The 14,454-nt window shown below is 60.5% G+C and carries 12 protein-coding genes; 5 read left to right on the top strand and 7 right to left on the bottom strand.

The genetic code is table 11. The features are described from left to right. Position 1: 1 nt before the first annotated feature. Both FGZ14_RS00970 and FGZ14_RS00965 read right to left on the bottom strand, forming a co-directional pair. Positions 2 to 415, bottom strand: coding sequence for a thiol-disulfide oxidoreductase DCC family protein (locus tag FGZ14_RS00970; RefSeq protein WP_139920286.1), 414 nt, complete (start codon positions 413 to 415; stop codon positions 2 to 4). Positions 416 to 477: 62 nt separating this feature from the next. Beyond that, positions 478 to 1,206 (bottom strand): diphthine--ammonia ligase, encoded by a 729-nt coding sequence (locus tag FGZ14_RS00965; RefSeq protein ID WP_257883311.1) that lies wholly within the window; start codon positions 1,204 to 1,206, stop codon positions 478 to 480. A gap of 108 nt (positions 1,207 to 1,314) precedes the next feature. On the opposite strand from FGZ14_RS00965, the gene FGZ14_RS00960 reads away from it, so the two are divergent. Then, positions 1,315 to 1,635 carry a hypothetical protein gene (locus tag FGZ14_RS00960; RefSeq protein ID WP_139920284.1) on the top strand — a complete coding sequence of 107 codons (321 nt, stop codon included), beginning with the start codon at positions 1,315 to 1,317 and terminating at the stop codon, positions 1,633 to 1,635. A gap of 104 nt (positions 1,636 to 1,739) precedes the next feature. On the opposite strand, the gene FGZ14_RS00955 is transcribed toward FGZ14_RS00960, so the two are convergent. Further along, positions 1,740 to 2,249, bottom strand: coding sequence for a DUF4126 family protein (locus FGZ14_RS00955; protein ID WP_139920282.1), 510 nt, complete (start codon positions 2,247 to 2,249; stop codon positions 1,740 to 1,742). Positions 2,250 to 2,520: 271 nt separating this feature from the next. On the opposite strand from FGZ14_RS00955, the gene FGZ14_RS00950 reads away from it, so the two are divergent. Beyond that, positions 2,521 to 3,069: a hypothetical protein gene (locus FGZ14_RS00950; protein ID WP_180754440.1), complete on the top strand. Its 549-nt coding sequence runs from the start codon at positions 2,521 to 2,523 to the stop codon at positions 3,067 to 3,069. 67 nt (positions 3,070 to 3,136) lie between these two features. Here FGZ14_RS00950 and FGZ14_RS00945 read toward each other — a convergent pair whose 3' ends face one another. Beyond that, on the bottom strand, positions 3,137 to 4,990 hold the full coding sequence (locus tag FGZ14_RS00945; protein WP_139920280.1) for a DUF885 family protein: 1,854 nt from the start codon (positions 4,988 to 4,990) through the stop codon (positions 3,137 to 3,139). A 128-nt stretch (positions 4,991 to 5,118) separates the two neighbouring features. Between FGZ14_RS00945 and FGZ14_RS00940 the strand changes: the two genes are divergently transcribed. Together FGZ14_RS00940 and FGZ14_RS00935 are read left to right on the top strand one after the other, a co-directional pair. After that, complete coding sequence (locus FGZ14_RS00940; protein ID WP_180754439.1) at positions 5,119 to 6,738, top strand: Na+/H+ antiporter; 1,620 nt, start codon at positions 5,119 to 5,121, stop codon at positions 6,736 to 6,738. Between the two features lie 116 nt (positions 6,739 to 6,854). After that, entirely contained in the window at positions 6,855 to 7,571 is a 717-nt protein-coding gene (locus FGZ14_RS00935; protein ID WP_139920276.1) for a 3-ketoacyl-ACP reductase, read from the top strand. Between the two features lie 87 nt (positions 7,572 to 7,658). On the opposite strand, the gene FGZ14_RS00930 is transcribed toward FGZ14_RS00935, so the two are convergent. Next, on the bottom strand, positions 7,659 to 9,044 hold the full coding sequence (locus tag FGZ14_RS00930; protein WP_180754438.1) for a carboxypeptidase-like regulatory domain-containing protein: 1,386 nt from the start codon (positions 9,042 to 9,044) through the stop codon (positions 7,659 to 7,661). Positions 9,045 to 9,135: 91 nt separating this feature from the next. Between FGZ14_RS00930 and FGZ14_RS00925 the strand changes: the two genes are divergently transcribed. Further along, positions 9,136 to 9,885 (top strand): superoxide dismutase, encoded by a 750-nt coding sequence (locus FGZ14_RS00925; RefSeq protein WP_139920272.1) that lies wholly within the window; start codon positions 9,136 to 9,138, stop codon positions 9,883 to 9,885. A 209-nt stretch (positions 9,886 to 10,094) separates the two neighbouring features. On the opposite strand, the gene FGZ14_RS00920 is transcribed toward FGZ14_RS00925, so the two are convergent. Next, on the bottom strand, positions 10,095 to 12,743 hold the full coding sequence (locus tag FGZ14_RS00920; protein WP_139920270.1) for a M14 family zinc carboxypeptidase: 2,649 nt from the start codon (positions 12,741 to 12,743) through the stop codon (positions 10,095 to 10,097). A 257-nt stretch (positions 12,744 to 13,000) separates the two neighbouring features. Beyond that, positions 13,001 to 14,356, bottom strand: a complete 1,356-nt coding sequence (locus FGZ14_RS00915) for a RagB/SusD family nutrient uptake outer membrane protein (protein WP_257883310.1) — start codon at positions 14,354 to 14,356, stop codon at positions 13,001 to 13,003. Positions 14,357 to 14,454: the final 98 nt, after the last annotated feature.

Here is a 14,454-nt window from a genome sequence, read left to right as displayed (position 1 = left end):
GCTACAGAAAGCGGGCCCGCAGCTCGGGGGTTGGAAGCCAGCAGGCTTCCTGGCGCCCAAACCACCGGTAGCGGTTGCGGGCCACCAGGCGGTAGGCCGCGTCGCGGAGGGGCCGGGGCACCAGCAGCCCCAGGGCACCGGCTACCCCCCAAAGGCCGCCCAACCGACGCAGGATGCCTAGGGCGGCGGCGGAGTGGGTGTGGGCTTGCCCGTCGGGGGTTATCAGAATAACCGAATCAGGCTCCTCGGGCATGGGCAGACTGTGAGTTCGCAGCAGCTCCTGCCCTACCCCCGACTGCAGGGAAGCAAACCGGAAATGGCCGGCCGCATCGTGCCCGATAACAAACTGCACAAAGCCATTACACAGATTGCAGACTCCGTCGAAGAGAATAGTAGCGGTGGGGGCGGGCAACATACGGGCGAAAATAGCAGAAGGAAAAAGGTTGCTACCCTAGTACCCGCCTGCCCCCGGCTTTGTTATGCGCCGGGCGTGGCAGCGGGCAGCAGGTCGCAGTACCAGAAGGCGGCCGGGGCGGGCGGTTCCGGGGCATCGGCAGGGGCGGGCGCCGGGTAGGTACGGCGCACCAGCTCGCCGCGTTGAAACGGAATGGGGCTGCTGAAGTACGGCGCATCAAAGACGAAGGTGTGGTACTCGCCGTTTTCGCCGCAGGAGTCAACGCCGGGTGGCAGGTCGCGCAGAAAGTCTTCGTCGAGGAGGCGGCCGCAGAAGCTGGCGTCGAGGTATTTTTCATTGACGCAGACGACCACCGCCCGGAAGCCCAGGTCGAGGTACTCGCGCAGCACCTCGGCGTTGGGACGTTGCCAGAGCGGAAATACGGCCTGCAGGCCTACTTGCGCCAGCTGCTGCTCGCGGTAGTGGCGCAAATCCTCCAAGTAAATATCCCCGAACACGGCCCGCTGAATACCCCGTGCCTGCAAAGGAGCCAGCGTGGCGCGCATCTGCTGCTCGTAGAGGGCCATGTCGGGCGTTTCGGGCAGCTCCAGCTGGGTGAGAGGTAGGCCGATGCGCTGGGCCTGGGCTTCCAGCAGCGCTACCCGCACGCCGTGCATGGACACGCGCCCGTAGTGGGCGTTTACGCTGGTTAGCAGGTCCGTAACGTGCAGAGCAGGGTCGTGCAGGGCGTGGTAGAGGGCCAGGGCAGAGTCTTTGCCGCCGCTCCAGTTCATGAGGGTAGGAAAGGGCATGGCTTAAAGGTAAGGCCCGCGCCCGCAAGGTCCGGCGCAACCGCAGCCGGGCCGGGTACGTTTGCCTTTGCATAGATGCTTCCTTTCTCTACCTTGACTTCTATTCCCATGAAACGCTTTCTTCCTTTGCTGGCTGCTGGCGCCCTGATGGCCTCGCTCACCGGCTGCGACTACCGCAACACGCCGGGCAAAGACCCCCAGGTTTCCCAGGATTTTTCTACCTACCAGAAGGCCCGGCCCATAGAAACCATGCGTGACAGCGTGAGCGGTGGTGACGAGGCATACACACCCATTGGCACCGGCTCGGCCCAGAACCAGAAAACCTCCGTGGATGCCGCCATTGAAGGCCAGCCCAACAACGCCGGCTCCCCCGTAGGCGACATGCCCTCCGGCAACAGCGAGGTGCAGGCAACCACACGCGAGCAATAGGCTAGCATGCTACTACCTACCCCCTCGCATAGGCTTAACCTCCTATAGATAAGCCCCTACCGGTACTCCGGCAGGGGCTTTTTCATGGGTTTTTCAGAAAAGAACTATAGCACCCAGCGCCGGGGTTGCGGGGCCCCGGCATTCGTGCCCTTCGTTAGTGCCAGCCCAACGCCCAGGGTCAGAGCGTCTTCCAGGCCGCCTACTACCCCGCTGGCAAGGCCGGACGCCTGGGTGGCTTTTTTGCGCAGAAAGTAGCCGGCGTAGGTGGCGCCCACTGCGGCCATTGCCCCTAGTAGCGCCCCGGTCAGTTGCTTGTCGTGGTTGATTTTATAGAGGGTCGCTCCGACGAGGGCGCCCGCTGCTGCCCGCCCCAACAACGATACCGGCACAATACGGGCGGGCATTTGCGGGACTTTATCGGCAGTCATTTCACTGGCGGCCAGCACTTTCAAGCCGTGCGCTACTAATGGCTTCTGAAGCCAGCGCAGGGGTGAGCCTGCCAGTGCGTGCGGGTGATACGTGAGGAGGTTGCTGCTCAAGAGGGCCGGTGCCGTCATGCTTCGGAGGCCGGCAACTGCCCCAAGCCCCACAGTTTGCCACAGATGCTTGCTCATAGCTGGAAAGGTAGTGCCGGGTAAGTTCCAGACCGGCACCCTAGCTTCTTACGCAGCCGGGCGTTGCCGGGTCGTGCCCGGCTCCGGGCTGTGTGCCTGAGCAGTAATGTGTTTGCGGATCAGCTTCTCCGGGAATACCCTCATTTTCTCTGACGATAATCCGTGTTTACCTTCCAGATTTACGAGTAAATACGGCCTTGCAAATTCCGTAATATCCTGATACAAAAGCACTTTCCACCTCATCACCAGCAAAGCTATGAAACACAAATGGATGTCCGTTCTTTTAGCCTCCATGCTATGGGGCTCTTTAGCCCTTACCTCCTGCGACGACGATGACGACTCGAACTCGGGTGGTACCACTTCGGGTAGCACCACAGGCAGCACTAGTGGCAGTACCACTGGTACTACCGGAACAACAGGTACCACTGGCACGACAGGTACTACCGGAACGACGGGTACTACCGGAACCACGGGTACAACAGGGACGACGGGTACCACGGGAACCACGGGTACGACTGGCACGACTGGCACGACTGGCACCACGGGTACGACCGGCACGACCGGCACGACCGGCACGACCGGTACGACTGGCACAACCGGAACTACTGGTACGACGGGTACCACCGGAACAACTGGCACTACAGGTACCACCGGAACGACGGGTACCACTGGAACAACTGGCACTACGGGTACGACTGGGACAACAGGCACTACCGGTGGCACAACTGGAACAACGGGTAGCACCACCGGAACTACGGGTACCACGGGTGGCACCACCTCCGGGGGCGGCACCACGGGCGGTGGTGGCGGAACTACCTGAGCCCTACTGCTGGCTTACCACGAAAAAGGGCAACCCGGTGGGTTGCCCTTTTTGCTTGAGGTAGCGCCTATTTTTGATTCGCGGCCCAGGTGTCCATCTTGCGTTCCAGCACGGCCAGAGGCATTACGCCATCTTTCAGCAGCTCATCGTGGAAGTCGCTGAGGCGGAAGTGGGAGCGGCTTTGGCCGGCGTACTTCTCGCGCAGCTTGTTGTTATGAGCACCCAGCTGCTGCTCGTATTTCTGGCGCAGCTCCCGGATTTTCAAAGCCCCGATTTTGTAGCTCAGGGCCTGGCCCGGAATGGCCATGTAGCGCTCAATTTCGGCCACGGCCCCATCTTCGCTGATGGCTTCGTTGTCGAGCATGTACTTAATGGCCTCTTCGCGGGTCATATTTTTGGTGTGCATGCCCACGTCCACTACCAGGCGCACGGCGCGGTGCATTTCGTCGCCGAGGGCGCCCATGTACTGATAGGGGTCCTGGTAGAGGCCCAGCTCTTTGCCCAGGCTTTCGGTGTAGAGGGCCCAGCCTTCGCCCATGGCCCCGTACCAGGCAAACCGCCGGAACTTAGGCAGATCGGTGTTTTCCTGCTGCAGCGAAGTCTGGTAATGGTGGCCCGGAATGGCTTCGTGCAAAAACAACGACTCCATGCCGGAGGTGACGTTGAACTTAGTGGCATCTACAATCGGGATGTAGAAAACGCCCGGCCGAGAGCCGTCGGGGCTACCCGGGTTGTACTCCGCCGAGGCCGATGCGGCCCGGAAAGCTTCCGTCTGGCGGATTTCAAACGGCGTCTTGGGGGTGCGCCCGAACATTTTCTTCAGGTTGGGCTCCATTTTGGTCTGAATGGCCCGGAAAGCCCCCAGCACATCTTCCGGGGTTTTATAGGGCATCAGCTTGGGGTCCGTTTTCAGGGAAGCGAAGAACGCCTTTAGGTCGCCTTTAAAGCCGACTTGCGCCTTCACTTTCTCCATCTCGCCCCGGATGCGAGCTACCTCCTGCTGGCCGGTCTGGTAGATTTCCTCAGGCGTCTTGTCGGTAGTCGTCCACGTTTTCACATAGTACTTGTACATCTCGGGGCCGCCCGGAATAGCCGCAATGCCGGTGCTGGGCCGCGACTTGGGCAGATATTCCTTTTCCAGGAAGTCGCCGAGCTTTTTGTAGGTAGGCACCAGCTCTTCCTGAATAGCCTTTTTGTAGGCCGCTGTGATGCGCTGTTTGTCGGCATCGGTCAGGCCTTCGGGAAACTTGTTGATGGGGCCGTAGAACAGGCTCTTGGTCGGGTCAGAGGTTTCCATGGCGCGCATCTGCGGAATCATCTTCACCACCAGCGCCTTGGGCAGCACTACTCCAACCTTCATGCCCTGCCGGAAGTTGCTGATGGCCGTATCGGCCCATACCGAGAAGCCGCGCACCCGGCCCAGCCAGTTGTCGTAGTCCTTGGCGGTTTTGAAAGGCTGCACACCCTCGCCCGAGCCGTATTGGCCCATGCTGAGGGGTAGGCCCCAGAACTGCTGGAAAGGCATCATCCAGGTGGGTTGCCGCAGGCCTTCCAGCTTGCTCTCCAGATCGTAGCGGAAGATGTCGTAGCTGATCTTGTCGTTGGCCGACAGCTCCTCGCGGTTGAATTTCTGCAGGCCATTCAGGTACTTCTGGTAGAAGGCCTGAAGCTTGCCCCGAAACTCCTTGGTGCCGTCGTTGGGCAGTTGGTCGTTGTAGCGGTTGTCGCCCTGCGCGGTGGCTTCCAGCGGAAACAACCGGGCGTTTTCCTCCCAGTAGGCGTCAAAGAGTTGCTTTGTGTCTTTGATGTCGGCCAAGTTGGTTTCGGTGGTGGCCGCGCTGTCTTGTTCCGTTGATTTCTGCTGGTTGCAGGCGGCCAGGAGGGCGCAGGCGAACAGGCCGCCCAGAGCGAGTTTTTTCATGGGGAGAAAAGGAAGTTGCGTTCAGACCGGGAAGGTACACCGATGTTTTCTGAATTTGCTACCCCCAAGCTGGGCCGAAACCCGGGGCAGCAATGGGGGCGTACTACCGCAGGCGCGCTGTCTATTCTATGGAAAACCTCGAAATCGTAATTCTGCTGATGGCGGCGCTGGCGCTGCTGTATGCCCTGGCCAACCGCCTGAAGCTGCCCTACCCCGTGTTGCTGGTGGTAGCCGGCCTGCTCATAGGCCTGGTGCCCGGCCTGCCTGTAGTCCGCCTCAGCCCCAACGTGGTGTTTCTGGTGTTTCTGCCGCCCCTGCTCTATGAGGCCAGTTTCAACACCTCCTGGCACGATTTCAAGCGTTACCACCGCTCCATTTCCCTGTTGGCCATTGGGCTGGTGTTGTTTACCATGGCGGCGGTGGCGGCCGTAGCGCATTACTTCATTCCGGGCATGACCTGGGCCCTGGGCTTTGTACTGGGCGCCATCGTGTCGCCGCCCGATGCGGTAGCCGCTACCAGCGCTACTCACGGTTTGGGCCTGCCCCGGCGGGTATCGACCATTCTGGAAGGGGAAAGCCTACTGAATGATGCCTCGGCCCTGATTGCCTACCGCTACGCCGTGGCGGCCGTGGTAAGCGGCACCTTCGGGCTTTGGGAGGCCGGCCTGCAGTTTCTGCTGGTGGCAGGCGGCGGACTGGCGCTGGGCGCGGCGTTGGGCTACCTCTTTACCCGCCTGCAAAGCCGCGTGCAAGACCCTACCCTGGCCACCGTGCTCAGCCTGCTCAGTCCGTTTATGGGCTATGTGCTGGCGGAGCACCTGCACATTTCCGGAGTATTGGCAGTGGTGGCAACGGGGCTAGTGATGTCGTGGAATTCGTTTGAGGCCTACACGTTCCGGACCCGCATCCGGCGCAGCAACTTCTGGAAAGTCCTCACTTTCCTGCTCAACGGCTTCGTGTTTATCCTCATTGGCTTGCAGCTGCCGGCCATTATGGAAGGGTTGGGCGCTTATTCCCTACCCACCATTATTGGGTATGGGCTGCTGATTAGCGTGGTGGCCATTGTGGTGCGGCTGCTGTGGATTTTTCCGGCTGGTCTTTCCTCCTACTATTTCGGACGGGGCGGGCAGGAGTTTACTTCGGTTAAAGAGCAGGCCCGGGAGCTGTTTGTGGTATCCTGGTCGGGGATGAGGGGGGTAGTGTCGTTAGCGACGGCGCTGGCGTTGCCAATGGTGCTGAGCAACGGCGAGCCGTTTCCGCAGCGCAACCTGATTCTGTTCATTACCTTCTGCGTTATCCTCGTAACGCTGGTGGTACAGGGGCTTTCCTTGCCTTGGTTTGTGCGTCGCCTGGGCGTGCAGACGCCACCCGAGCAGGATCTGCAGGAGGCGCGGGAGCTGCGCCTGGAACTGGCCCGTGCCGCCCTCACCTACATCGACTCGACGGTGGCCGGCGCTACCGACGCCCGCGCTTTTCGGGAAATTCGCAACCGCTTCGAGCATCGCATCAGCCGCCTGGAAAATCCCGTTCCGCCCGATGCTACCTCCGATAATACCTCAAACCCCGCCGCCGAGCGTGCCGAGTTCGAGCAGATTCTGCGTCAGCAGCTGGCTGTTATTGAGCACGAGCGGGAACTGCTGGTACAGCTGCACCGCGCCGGCACCTTCAGCGAGGAAGCCGTGCGGCGCGTAGAGCGGGAGCTGGACATTACTACCTCTACCCTTTACTCGCAGCTGAATGCTCTGTAAGCGCCCGGCCGGCAACATCCGGCGGGCAATCTGGTTGTAGTCTTTCTGAAACTGGCCGAAGCGCTACCTATGTCACCGCCGAGGCCGCCGAAAACCTCTTTTTCAACCTCTCCCTTATGGAATCATTAGCCGGTAAGAACGCCCTGGTAACGGGCGCTGGTAAAGGAATTGGCCGGGCCGTGGCCGTAGCCCTGGCTCAGGAAGGCGCCAACGTGGCCCTGCTGGCCCGTACTGAAAGCCAGCTCCGGGAAGTAGCCCAGGAAATTGAAGCCTTGGGCGTAAAAGCCGTGGTAGTAACCGCCGACGTAGCCGACCGCGCCGCCGCCGAAGCCGCCGTAAATCAGGCCATTCAGGAGCTGGGTAGCATCGACATCCTGATCAACAACGCCGGCATCGGCACCTTTGCCAAACTCGTGGACATGGACCCCGAGGAGTGGGAAAACATCATTCGGGTGAACCTGCTGGGCACTTACTACATCACGCGTGCAGTGCTCCCCCAGATGATTCAGCGCGAGTCGGGCGACATTATCAACATTGCTTCTACCGCTGGCCAGCGCGGAGCCGCCACCACCAGCGCCTACAGCGCCTCGAAGTTTGCTTTGCTGGGCCTTACCGAGTCCTTGATGCAGGAAGTGCGCAAGCAGAACATCCGCGTGTCGGCCCTCACGCCCAGCACCGTGGCCACCGAGCTTGCCATCAACAACAAGCTCACCGACGGTAACCCCGAGAAGGTAATGCAACCCGAGGACCTGGCTGAGTTCATCATCTCTCAGCTCAAGCTCAACCGTCGTATTTTCATCAAGGAAGCCGGCATGTGGAGCACCAACCCTTAATCGGGGTTTCGGTTAGCTTACAAAGGCTTGCAATAAAAAAGGCCCGTAGCACAGTGCTACGGGCCTTTTTTCCTGAACTTCTATTGTCTATTGATTAACTCGTGCGCCGGGCTTCGGGGCGGGTTTCTTTACCATCGTCCCGAAAGCGCCTTTCTGCTCGAAGGCCGCAATTACTTCGTCTTCGGCGGGGGTGCGTTTTACTACCGGGTTGTTGGCCCAGAACTCAGGGTCGTAGGGCTTGGCCCGAATGGCGTCCAGGTCGCGGTCCGTGAGGCTGGCGCGGGCGTAGGGAAGGCGCGTGGGGGTAGTAGCCTGGTCGTAGAAGAAGGTAAACGACGACACATTGATAGCCAGTGGCTTTTTACCGGGCTCGGTCAGGTCGGTGGTCAGGTCCATCTTCATCAGCTCCAGGGGGGCCACGCTGGCTTTACCCGCCGGACGGAAGGCCATTTCGATGGTCAGCTTGGCGTTTTCGAACTTCTGGCGGGGGTTGTTGGTGGAGCCCGTGAAGCTGGGCTGCACCATGCGGTAGCGCACTACCTGGTTGGTTTCAATGTCAATCCAGATGGTGCCCTGGGCGCGGTATTTTATTTCGGGCCGGGTTTCAAACTCAATTTCGGCCACCCCGCCGGTGGAGTCCTCGCCCACAATGCCTTTCAGCTCCAGCAGGTAGTTCTTCTCTACGTTCGGGCTCAGCAAAGCCAGGGAGGTAGTGCTGTCCTGCTGGGGGTCGAAGAGGCCAAACTTGCGGGTGTACACCGAGAAGTTGCTCAGGTTGATGGGCGCCTGGCGGGCAGCGTAGCGGCCCTGAGCCAGGGTAGTACCATCAATGCGGGCCGGGTTCGACTTCACATTCCAGACCACTTCCTGCAGCTCAGAAGGCTGGTTGTCGATGCGAGTAATTTGGCGGTAGAAAGCCTTACCGTAGTAGGCGCGGCGGTAGTTGCGCTGCAGGTTTCGGAAGGCACGGTCCACGAGCTGGAAAGGGTAGCTGGCTACTTTCACCTCGGGCAGCACTACGGTAGCTGGCGCCAAGGCCACATCAAGCGCCGCGCCCGAGGTAACGCGCAGGGTGTCCCGAACGTGGTTTAGCTCGGAGAAAAGAATAGTAACGGGCAGGCTTTTAACCACCAGGGTAAACTCGCCCTCCAGGTTGGTGGTGGTGCCGTTGCTGGTGCCGGGCACCGCTACGCTAGCGAAGGGCAGCACCTCCTTGGTTTCTTTGTCGCGCACTACCCCGCGCAGCTGCACCTGGGCCTGGCTGATATGGGCCAGACTGAGCAGCAACCCCAGCAGTACAAGGGCGCCCCGAAACGGCCGCGAGAGGGTGAAAGAAGAGACAGCGGGTAAACGAACTGGAAGCATGGCAAACGAGCAGCAGGAAAAGAAAAACGGCACACCGGCCGTAATAACGCGGGCCCGACCCAAAACCGTGCCCACCTGCACAAAAGTAGGCGCTAAACGCAACAGCAAGGCCCAAATGTGGGTAAGTAGTGTACCTTGAGGCGCTGCTCCGGCATAAATGGAGCGGCTGTCCTTCCACTTTTCCTTGTCCCCTACTCCCATGTTGAAGCGAGATTTCCTGAAAAATGGCCTGCTGGCCGCCGTGGGTGCGCTGGTAAGTCCGGCTGTGCTGGCCGCGGCCCACGAAGAAAAACTCCTGCGCGAAGCCCGCGCCATGCCCATGGCCGACGGCCCCTTCACGCTGCCGGCCCTGCCCTACGCCTTCAATGCGCTGGAACCCCACATCGACGCCAAGACGATGGAGATTCATCACGACGCGCACCACAAAACCTACGTTTCCAAGCTGAACGAGGCCGTAGCCGGCAAGCCCGAGGAAAAGCTGAGCCTGGCCCAACTGCTGGCCTCCGCCAATAAGCAGCCTGATGCTATCCGCAACAATGCTGGCGGCCACTGGAACCACTCGTTCTTCTGGCTCCTGCTCGACCCCAAAGGCGGCGGGCAACCCACTGGTGCCCTGGCCGCAGCTATTAATAAGGACTTCGGTTCCTACGAGAAATTCCAAGACGAATTCACGAAGGCCGCTACTGGCCGCTTTGGCTCGGGCTGGGCCTGGCTGATTCACGATAAGAAGTCCGGCAAGCTAGCCATTACCTCCACCCCCAACCAGGATAACCCCCTGATGGATTTGCCTGGTATTCAGCGCGGCACCCCGCTGCTGGGGCTTGATGTGTGGGAGCACGCCTACTACCTCAAATACCAGAACAAGCGCCCCGATTACGTAAAAGCCTTCTGGAACGTGATTAACTGGGCAGAGGTAACCCGCCGCTTCGACGAAGCCAAGAAAGGCTAATTACAGTTTTCGATCAGCAAAAAGCCGCTTCTGACATTTCAGAAGCGGCTTTTTTTGTTTCAGAAAATATATCAGCTACCCTATACTAGAAGCGCAAAGCAGCGTTAGTGCAAGCGGCTCCCAAGTCGCAACAGTTCTTGTATACAGAATGAACTTCAGCGCAGCCACTTTTCTAGGAGAAGCTTATATAAAGGCAGAAGGCACAAGGTTTATTCTTCCTCGGCGGAAATAGCAGCCGGCCCTTCGGGTAGGTTCAGCAAGGAGCCCAGCAGCAGGGCATTGGTGAACAGGCGGGAAGTGCCGTGCCAGTAGTGGCGGAAGTTAGGGTCATCGGCGAACAGCACCACCCGACCTGCGCCTGCCTTGCTCACTACCACGACCGCCGTGTTACGGATCTGCTGCACATTGGCCCTCGACACGTACCCGCTCACCAGCGGGGTAGCCGTGTACTGCGCTACCGTGGCGTAGGGGTTGCGGCTGGGCCGCAAGAACGTGGTGCCATTGCGGAATACATAGAGCTGGCGGCTGGGCAGCCCGAAGCCGATGGGGTTGGTAATGTCCACGTCGGCGCGGTAGATGGAGCCAGCAATGGCACGGGTACCTTCCTGCTCCTGGGCCACGAAATCGAGGCGGCGGGCCGCTACGGATTTACCCTTGCCGCCGGCTGTGGCCGTGGTGTCGGCCCAGCCGCCGCTGGCCGGAATCAGCAGTTTCTCTTTTACAATGCCTTGCTTGATAGCCCACTCCGAGGCGTTTTTAAGGGTAATGAGCGTACCTCCATCCTGCACCCAACGGCGCAGCTTTTCCACGGCAGCCCGGTCGAGGGTAGCGTAGGAGCCGCCTACCAATACTAGGCTGGTGTAGCGGCCCAGCGGGGCCCGGCCGAAGTTGCTCAACTCCAGGCGGCTCAGGGGCAGCCCCAATTGTTGGCTGGCTACAAACCATGCCTCGCCTACCTCCGAGGCATTCAGCCCGGTGCCTACCAGCAGGGCCGCTTTGGTTTCGGGCACCGTTCGCACGTTGTTGGAGCCCAAGTCGATGCCGCTCAGGCTGAAGCCAGTGCCCACCCCGGTAAAGCTAACCTGCTGCTGCCGCCCTACCCGGCTCACTACCTGAAACACGGAATCGGCGGGCAGCTTCTGGGCAGCTACCGGAATGACCAGCGTACCGTAGCCGAAGTCGGTGGCCTGCTCGCTGGTACCGGCTCGGAAGGGTTTAAAGCTGACCTTGGCCGTTACGCCGGCCCGTTGCAGGGCCACCAGGGCCCGCGGGGCGTTGTAGTCAGACCAGGGCAATAGGTAGGCGTAGGAGCTCTGGCCCCCGCGTACGGTGCCGGTTAAGGCTTTGGGCGCCGTTACGGGAGCCCCTTGCACTAGGCTGGTATTTTTCTGCTTCGCGAAGGGCAGACCGTAAGCATGGGCCTGGCTCCATCCAGTCACGTCATAGAACACGCTGTCATGGAAGGTGGTCAGCTCTTCAAACAGGGAGTTAACAATGCGGTACTGAGGCTGGCTGGTGGGTACCACGTAGGCCTTACCCTTTTCGAAGGTCTGCTTGTCGAGAGTAACGTTTTTACCCAACTCATGCACCTGAATCTTATGTTGGAGCAGCAACGCCAGAAACCGGTTGGTCAGGGTTTCGTCCTGGGCGTTGCCGAACACGTAGGCCTTGGTCGGGAACTTGCGGGCATCGGTGAGGGCTGAGGTGAAGAAGTCGCGCTGGTGGCGCAAGTACAGGTCCTTTTCTTCTACCGCTCCGCGCACCGTGGCTAGGCCCGTAGCTACGTGGTTGCGGATGGTAAACGGAAAGGTAACTACCCCGTTCGTGCCTTCCTGGGCCAGCCCGCGGGAGCTGCCCACTTCAAACGTTACCCCTACCCCACCCTGGAAATCGGGGTAGGTGGAGCCATAGATGGGCGAGAGGTTATCGAACTGTTCCTTGGTCCAGTACAGAGAACCCAGGTTGTCCAGGGACTTAGCGAAATACTTGGCCAAGTGCACGTTCAGCACCTCATAGGTAGCCCGCGGAATCAGGTCGTTTTCGGTGCTGAAGGGCTTAGAAGGCTCGAAGTAGTAGGTGCCATTGGTGCCCATTTCGTGAAAGTCAATCATCACGTTGGGGTACCACTCATGGAAAAAGGCCATGCGGGCCCGGCTTTCCGGCTGGGTTAATGAGAGCCAGTCCCGGTTTAGGTCGGTGTAGAAGTGGTTGGTGCGCCCGCCCGGCCAGGCCTCGGTGTGCTCCCGGTCCAGGGGGTCGGTGGGGTTGGGCCAAGACTTGTTCTGGTCAAACCAGTGCGAGGCTCGGTCGCGGCCATCGGGGTTTTCCAGCGGATCGATGGTGATGACGGCCTGCTCCAACCACTGCTTGGTTTCGGGGGCGGTGGAGGCCGTGAGGTAGTAGGCCAGCAGCAGGGCCGCCTCCGAGGAGGAGCTTTCGTTGCCGTGCACCCCGAAATTCAGGCTCACCACCACCGGCAGCTTGCGGTAGTCGGGCGCTGCCAGTTTGGGGTCAATGAGGGCGCGGCGCGCCTGCTGCAGACCGGCCAGGTTCTGCTGGTTTTCCGGAGCCGTGATGGTGGCCACTACCTGGGGGCGCTCCTCGAAGGTGGTGCCAATCACCCGGAAACTTACCTTATCCGACACCCGGTCCAGCTCCCGCAGGTAAGCCACTATCTGGTCGGTGCGGGTGTAGTGCGTGCCGATGGGGTAGCCCAGGAACTGCTCCGGCGTGGGCACGGCCGGGTCGAATGACGTAGCCGTGGCCGCGGGAAAGAAGTAGGTATTCTGGGCAGCAGCTGGTAAGTGTAGGGCAAAGCCCACGGTCAGCAGGGCAGCGGAAGCGTAAGGTTTCAACATGGAAAGGGAAGTCGAAAGCGGTTGGTAGCAAAATAGCGCGGCTCTTCTGGTCGAGCTTGCGCAAGGTTTTTCGCTTGATATAAGATTGTCATGCTGAGCGAAGTCGAAGCATCTCTACCGCTTCGTTGCTACCCTCTTGGTTAGCCAGAGGTAGAGATGCTTCGACTTCGCTCAGCATGGCAGTTAGTGTGGCAACGTTAGCACGCGAGATGTCTCGACAAGCTCGACATGACGGTCTGGGTTGGTCAGCAGTACTCTTAATACCCCGGATTTTGCTCTAGGTCGGGGTCGGCTACTAAGTCGTTGAAGGGGAGGGGGAACAGCCAGCGGCGCTGATCCGTGACTCCGAGCACGGCACCGGCGCGGCCAGTGCGCACCAGGTCAAACCACCGGTCGGCTTCGAAGGCAAACTCCACCCGCCGCTCGTTTTCAATGGCTAGTAGCAGGGCGTCGGCGGTAGCGGCAGTGCTGGCCGGTACTCCGGCGCGGGCGCGCACGGCGTTCAGGTCGGCTAGGGCATCCGTCAGCTTGCCTTGCTTGGCCCGCGCTTCGGCCCGAATGAGGTATTGCTCGGCCAGGCGCAGCACGTAGCTAGGGTCGTCGCGCTGGGCGGAGCGGCTGTAGAGGTTGCCGTAGGTGACATTGCTACCGGCAATGACGGTAGTAGCCAGCAGGGCCGAGCGGTTGCCGCCCACGGTGGGGTCGTTGAGCAGGGCAATGGCGGCGGGCACGGGCTGGAAGTTGAACTGCCCGCCCAGGGCGCTCGGAAACCAGTTGTTCCACATTGTGTTAGCGTCGGAGTTGCTGAAGGTCAACTCAAACACTGATTCCCTGCTCAGAAAGGGCGCGGTAGAAATAGCGCGGTAGGGCGTCACGAGGCCGTAGTTGCCGCTGCTTATCACCTGGGTAGCGTAGGTTTCGGCTTCCGTCCACTGCTGGCGGTAGAGGTGCAGGCGGGCGCGCAGGGCGCGGGCGGCGGCCTTCACGGCGCGGTTGCGGGTAGCGGCCTCGGGCAGCAGGGCTTCGGCCTGGGTTAGGTCGGCTAGCACCTGGTCGTAGGTTTGGGCAAGGGTGCTGCGGCGGATGCCCCGGCCGTTTTCCTTGGTGCGGGTGGGCGTGAGCACCAGCGGCACCCCGCCCCAGCCCCGGCCCAAATCGAAGTACACCAGGGCCCGCAGGAAGTAGGCCTCGCCCAGCAGCTGGTTTTTCTCAGTCGCCGTCAGTAGCGGGTCACTGAGGCCGGGCAGGGCAGCCAGCACGTTGTTGGCCCCGTTCACGGCCTGGTACATCTGAGTCCAGGCCTCGGTAATGAGCACGTTATCGGCGCTGAGCTGGTTCTGGTCGATCTGCAGAAACTGGTTCAGCGTGCCGTTGAAGCGCACATTCTCGCCGGGCAGAAAGCCCAGCACCGGCCAGTTCAACTGGTAGTAGGCCTGCACCCGGTCGTAGACGCCAATGGTGGCGGAGCGGGCACTGCTGGCATCGGTTATGGCCTGGTCGTCGGGGAGCTGTTGCACCGGCGTGGGGTCCAGCAAATCGTTGCAGGCCGAGAAGCTCAGGGTAGCAGCACCCAGCACGGCGGCAAACAGCAAGTGGTATAGCGAAGATTTCATCGAGGTCAGATTCTGAAAAACAGGGGGTAATGTCATGCTGAGCGCATTTGAGCCTAAAGTCGCCGGGGCAAGCCTGGCTACCACTTCGTTCTGGCGGG

The organism is Hymenobacter sp. DG01 (genome assembly GCF_006352025.1).
Classification (GTDB): Bacteria; Bacteroidota; Bacteroidia; order Cytophagales; family Hymenobacteraceae; genus Hymenobacter.
This window is presented reverse-complemented; position numbering and strand designations above follow the sequence as displayed.

Excerpts from the sequence above, each read along its gene's own strand:
- FGZ14_RS00925 (WP_139920272.1), top strand. The coding sequence starts at position 9,136 with ATGTTGAAGCGAGATTTCCTGAAAAATGGCCTGCTGGCCGCCGTGGGT.
- FGZ14_RS00945 (WP_139920280.1), bottom strand. The coding sequence starts at position 4,990 with ATGAAAAAACTCGCTCTGGGCGGCCTGTTCGCCTGCGCCCTCCTGGCC.
- FGZ14_RS00965 (WP_257883311.1), bottom strand. The coding sequence starts at position 1,206 with ATGCCCTTTCCTACCCTCATGAACTGGAGCGGCGGCAAAGACTCTGCC.
- FGZ14_RS00935 (WP_139920276.1), top strand. The coding sequence starts at position 6,855 with ATGGAATCATTAGCCGGTAAGAACGCCCTGGTAACGGGCGCTGGTAAA.
- FGZ14_RS00950 (WP_180754440.1), top strand. The coding sequence starts at position 2,521 with ATGTCCGTTCTTTTAGCCTCCATGCTATGGGGCTCTTTAGCCCTTACC.
- FGZ14_RS00920 (WP_139920270.1), bottom strand. The coding sequence starts at position 12,743 with ATGTTGAAACCTTACGCTTCCGCTGCCCTGCTGACCGTGGGCTTTGCC.
- FGZ14_RS00970 (WP_139920286.1), bottom strand. The coding sequence starts at position 415 with ATGTTGCCCGCCCCCACCGCTACTATTCTCTTCGACGGAGTCTGCAAT.
- FGZ14_RS00955 (WP_139920282.1), bottom strand. The coding sequence starts at position 2,249 with ATGAGCAAGCATCTGTGGCAAACTGTGGGGCTTGGGGCAGTTGCCGGC.
- FGZ14_RS00915 (WP_257883310.1), bottom strand. The coding sequence starts at position 14,356 with ATGAAATCTTCGCTATACCACTTGCTGTTTGCCGCCGTGCTGGGTGCT.
- FGZ14_RS00960 (WP_139920284.1), top strand. The coding sequence starts at position 1,315 with ATGAAACGCTTTCTTCCTTTGCTGGCTGCTGGCGCCCTGATGGCCTCG.
- FGZ14_RS00940 (WP_180754439.1), top strand. The coding sequence starts at position 5,119 with ATGGAAAACCTCGAAATCGTAATTCTGCTGATGGCGGCGCTGGCGCTG.